The organism is Sphingomonas sp. Leaf4 (genome assembly GCF_920939515.1).
In the GTDB taxonomy this organism is placed as follows: domain Bacteria; phylum Pseudomonadota; class Alphaproteobacteria; order Sphingomonadales; family Sphingomonadaceae; genus Sphingomonas.
In genome coordinates this window covers 1-4,988 of the sequence record NZ_CAKLBB010000029.1, presented here as the reverse complement: position 1 = coordinate 4,988, position 4,988 = coordinate 1, and the positions used below count along the sequence as shown (strand labels likewise).

Sequence of the window (4,988 nt, the reverse complement as noted above, 5' to 3'; positions counted from 1 at the left end):
GCCATCGTCTAAGTCTGCATCTGGGCGCGTTTACTTTAAAGCCGCCAATCCACTTGCGGCGCAGCTTAAGTCGTGAGCCCAACGCCGCGCGGACAAGCGCTGAACGTCGGCTTCTGGCAAGCGCTGACGCTCAGCCTGCGGTATGGGAACGACGGGTTTGTCCCAAATCTTGCCATTTGAACGCTGCGACGAGGCGATCGCGGCCGATGAATGATCGTCCGGAGTTAGGAAGCGCAAGAAGGGCGCTGAGCGTCCGTGATTGGGTCGCATGCCGCCGTATCGGCCCTGTCGAAGGGCCGGAAATCTGCGTAGAGATCGGCCTAAAGAGTGGTCGTCTCACAGAGCCGATGACAGACGTCGAATTGACATAGCGACACTTTAGAGACGACCTTCCGGCGATGATGGTCCCCTTAACTGATCTGCAAGCGCAGGCGTTCGCAAAACTCGCCGACCTCGTGATTGCCAAGGTGCTCGCGTACGGTGGCAAGCAGACCGGCAAACCTAAAGGTGAAGTAAGCGCGGTCGAGACTCTGACGCGGGACGGCTTTTCAGAAGTCGCGGAGGCTTGGGATCCGCTGATTGCGGAAATGGGCTACGGGGTCGATCTTCATGCGGTGTTTGTTCACTCTCGCCCGCAGGTGAGCTGGACGCGCCCGGACGGAAGTCGTGGCCGTTGCGAGCTAGCCGACCTTCTGCTGGTGGTCGATCACAAGGGTCCGGGCACTCGAAAGGAGCGGCGCGCCGTTCTAATCCAAGCTAAACTGCTAAAAGGCGGAGAGATCAAACTTCGCGGCAAGGAATGGACACAGTACGAGCTTCTGAGTGAATGGCCTGCCTTCGACTTCGTGACACCCGGCTACGCCCCTGTCGCGCGTAACTTCCTAGACGAAAGCGTTTGCGAAAACGCTCAGAACAGCGGTGAATATGGTGGAATCGATCTAAAGGCACGGCCGCCGCTCTGCGTCCAAGAGATGATTGCGCCGCCGAGAACAACGGGCGGTCGCATCTCGTTAGGGCAACTCTTGGTCGGGATGACTCGCGGCTCCGACGCGATAGGCCGCGAGGCTCATATCGGCGGGGCGGATGACTGGTCGTCAACCGTAGACGAACTGCTCCGCGTGACCGCCGCGCTTCCTATTACCATCGCGTCGGCGGTGCGCCGAGGCCACTCCCACTCTTTGGGGATGCTGGTTGCGCAGGCAAGCTACGGGCAGATGCCCTCGCTCTCCGCCGCAGCCACCCGCCGTGACGGCCCTCCTTCTAAGTTCGCGGAGGACGACGATGACCCTGGCGGACCAATCAGCATCGTTCGGCTGACTTTTACAAACCCCGAGCACATTGAAGGAGAGGGAGCCTGATCGCTCGATATTCGATCGCCGCGCTGGCAGCACCGATGTGCCATGGATCGAGCACCACCGTATCGCATGAACGAATGGCAGAAGTGCGAGAGCGGAGCGAGGCGTCTTAATGTCCGCATATGGGTCGTTTACACGCTTGAGCGCTGTGAAAACGAATGCCGCCGCGAGGCTGAGTGAGCGCAATTGGGTCCCTTAAGCTGTACGGCAGCTACTCCGGTTATCCGCTTCAGATTTCGAGACGAAGCGAGGCCCGCACCGTCCGCGGCGCACCGGGATAGATCCACAAGGCGCTGTACGAGCTGGCGGCATAACGCTGGTCGAGCAGATTGTCGGCTTCGAGACGGAAGCGGACCCCCTCGACTACCGGTGCTTCGATCGCCGCCTTCACCTTTACATATTCGGGCAGTACCACCGGATTGGCGGTGAGCGATCCCGCCCGATCGCCGACATAGGCGACGCCCCCGCTCAACTGCCAGTCGCCACGGGTACTAGGGAGGCGATGGACGACCAGCAATGTGCCGGAGTGCTCCGGCACGTTCAGCACATCCGGTGTCGGAAAGGCGGTGTCATCCGCCTTCGCATCGAGCCACGCATAATTGGCGACGATCTGCCAGCGATTACCGAGCCGCGCCGAAGCGTCGAGCTCGATGCCGCGGCTGACGATGCTTCCAACGGGCGCGAGGAAGTTCGCATCGACCGGATCGGTCGTCAGGATGTCCTGCTTGCGGATGTCGAACCACGTTGCCGCCAGGTCAACACCGGGCAGCTTGGCTGCAACACCTACCTCGTAGCCACGCCCCTTTTCCGGGCCGAAGCCCGCCCCGTTGCGGTCGGTGCCGGTGTTCAGCGAGAAGTTCTCACCCCAGTTGGCGTGCACCGCAATCACGTCCGTGACGCGGTAGCGGGCACCGACGCGGAAGTTGATGGGCTCGTTGATGTTGCGGCCAACACCGCCGGTGTTGTTGTTGACGATCTTCTGCCGGTATGGATCGATCCGTGCACCTCCGACCAGCGTCAGCCGATCGGTGACGTCCCACATGTCCTGCACGTAGAAGGTGCCCGCCCAGCGGCTCTCGTCGTTGTTCGTGAAGGGACGCAAGGGGGCGGCTAACTGACCATCGCGTTCGCATGCGGCGTAAACTGTGGCACCTTGGTCACGATGTTGACCCGGCCGCCGGGATCAACATCTCCGAAGAGCGCGCCTGCGGGCCCTTTGAGTACCTCAATCCGTTCGGTCGTCGCCGGATCACGCGGCGGGGCCATGCCACGGTTGGCGAGAAAACCGTTTAGATAATATTCCGCGCCTCCGTCCGGGGTGCCGAGAAATCCGCGGACGGCGAAATTGTCGATAACACCGCCACGGTTGTTCTGTTGGCTAAAGCCGCTGACGAGTTCGAGGGCGTCGCTTAGCCGGTACGTTCCCGCCGCATTCAGAATGTCGCGCTCGATCGAACGGCTCGATTGCGACATGCGCTCGGTGACCCGGTCCGACGATAGCGCGCGATCGACCGTGTTGCGGGTGCCTAGTACGACGATCTCATCTTCGTCGTCGTGCTCGGGTAGTTCCTGTGCCTCAACGTTGAAGGGCGCTAACCCGAGTGCGAGCGTGAAGGCGACTGCGGACGGACGCAGTCGCGAACGAAGGGGCGTGAAGGACATTGCTGCTCCGGGATACGGCCTCAAAACGCCGTTAAGGTTGTGGTATGTTGCAACGTATCATAAAGCCGTTCTGCTGCAACGCAACAGCACGTCTGCACTGCCTCCGGCCTCCGGAGGTACGGTGTCGCCAGGCGTGCACCGGGTACGCTGCATCGCCGGATGCATGAATATGGAATTGGAAGTCCCTTGCACTCGAAACTAGCTCGTATCTTCAGCGTCCTTCTATTGGTTGGTGTCAGTCCGCTTTTCGCACAGGAGGCGTCTGCGCCATTGCCGCCGACACTACCTTGGTCAGGGAAGAGTGAGGCTTTGATCGTGAAGGCTGGTGATCCCTGGATCACGCCGGCCGAGGCAGCGGGCTTCCGAACGACGCCGCGCTATGCGGAAGTACGAGAATGGCTGAACCGTCTCGACGCTGAATCGCCGCTCATCACCGTGAATACCTTCGGCCGTACGACCGAGGGCCGCGACATGATCTATGTCCGTGCCAGCAAGGGAAGCCGCGGCAAGCCTGTCGTCCTCGTGCAGGGCGGCATCCATGCAGGCGAGATCGACGGCAAGGACGCCGGTCTGATGCTCCTTCGAGACATTGCGCTACGTGGGAAGGACAACCTGCTCGACAAAGTCGATCTGGTGTTCGTGCCGATTTACAATATTGACGGACACGAGCAGCAGAGCGCGTTCAATTTCCCGCATATTCGTGGGCCAGTAGAGAAGGGGCGTGACGCCAACGCTCGCAACATCGACCTCAACCGTGATTACGCCAAGCTGGATGCGCCGGAGTCTCGGGCAATGATCGGTCTGATCCGATTGCTCGATCCGATCCTCTATATCGACTGCCATGTCAGCGAAGGCTTCGACATGCAGTATGACGTGACCTTCACCTATGCCGGATGGGGCAAATATGCGCGCCATCGCGCCACTGCCAACTGGTTGGAAAACCGCTTCGGTCCGGCGGTTTCGACGGCGCTGACGAACGCAGGTCACATTCCGATCATCTATCCAAGCCCGATCGATACTTGGCATCCTGAGAAGGGCATACGGTACAGCCCGGAAGGTCCACGCTACTCGACTGGATACGGCGACTTCATCGGCATGCCGACCGTGCTGGTCGAGAACCACATGCTCAAACCGTATCGGCAACGCGTGCTCGGCACCTACGTGCTGCTGGAAGCGGCAATGAAGATCGCCGCGGAAGATGCGGCACGTATCGCGGCCGCCAAGGCGACCGATCGTGCGAGCCGTCCGAGTGAATTGCTGACACGCTGGAAGCCCGCAGCCGCCCCGATTGGGTGGATCGAAAGCTTCAAGGGCGTGGCGTTCGACACCTATATGTCGCCTGCTTCCGGTCGAGAGGAACAGCGCTGGTTGGGCAAGCCGATTACCTTCCGGATGCCGATCATCGGCCAGACACCGGTGGAAAGTGTCCGCCTGCCCAAGGCTTGGTGGGTGCCGCGCGAGCAGACGGAGGTTATCGAGCGGCTACGCCTGCACGGCATCCAGTTTGAAACCATTCAAACGGCAAAGGTGCAGAAACTCGATCGTGTTCGGCTGATCGATCCCAAGCTGTCTCAACCGATTGAGGGGCGTTATCCGATTACTGCTCGTTTCGAACATTACGAGACGGACGAGACGATGCCGACGGGCAGCGTACGCGTGCCTGCCAATCAACCGCTCGGGTTGTTGGCCGCCTCTCTGCTGGAGCCCGAAAGCCAGGACTCGTTCCTTGCATGGGGCTTTTTCCCGGAAATGCTGGGACCTGCTCCAAGCACGGACGCCTTCGTACTTGCGGCACTCGGTGATCGGCTCCTCGCGACTAATCCGGTGGTCAAGCGCCGTTTTGACGCGAAGTTGCGTGCCGAACCGCGCTTTGCCGCCGATCCTGACGCTCGACTTGAATGGCTCTACGCACAGGCAGGTCCGGGACATCCCTACCCCTTGCGCTATCCAATCGCGCGCGAAAAGAGCGGT

General features: G+C 60.7%; 4 protein-coding genes. 2 read left to right on the top strand and 2 right to left on the bottom strand.

Going from position 1 to position 4,988, the window contains the following annotated elements:
* The first annotated feature begins 398 nt into the window (after window positions 1–398).
* Window positions 399–1,358, top strand: coding sequence for a hypothetical protein (locus LRA89_RS20315; protein WP_230772828.1), 960 nt, complete (start codon window positions 399–401; stop codon window positions 1,356–1,358).
* A gap of 226 nt (window positions 1,359–1,584) precedes the next feature.
* Here LRA89_RS20315 and LRA89_RS20310 read toward each other — a convergent pair whose 3' ends face one another.
* Both LRA89_RS20310 and LRA89_RS20305 read right to left on the bottom strand, forming a co-directional pair.
* The gene (locus LRA89_RS20310) at window positions 1,585–2,457 is read right to left on the bottom strand and encodes a TonB-dependent receptor (RefSeq protein WP_230772827.1); all 873 of its coding nucleotides are present in this window, start codon (window positions 2,455–2,457) and stop codon (window positions 1,585–1,587) included.
* A gap of 8 nt (window positions 2,458–2,465) precedes the next feature.
* Window positions 2,466–3,017, bottom strand: coding sequence for a TonB-dependent receptor plug domain-containing protein (locus tag LRA89_RS20305; protein ID WP_230772826.1), 552 nt, complete (start codon window positions 3,015–3,017; stop codon window positions 2,466–2,468).
* A gap of 159 nt (window positions 3,018–3,176) precedes the next feature.
* Between LRA89_RS20305 and LRA89_RS20300 the strand changes: the two genes are divergently transcribed.
* Window positions 3,177–4,988, top strand: a 1,812-nt coding sequence (locus LRA89_RS20300; protein WP_443025023.1) for a M14 family metallopeptidase, incomplete at its 3' end; no start/stop codon positions are given.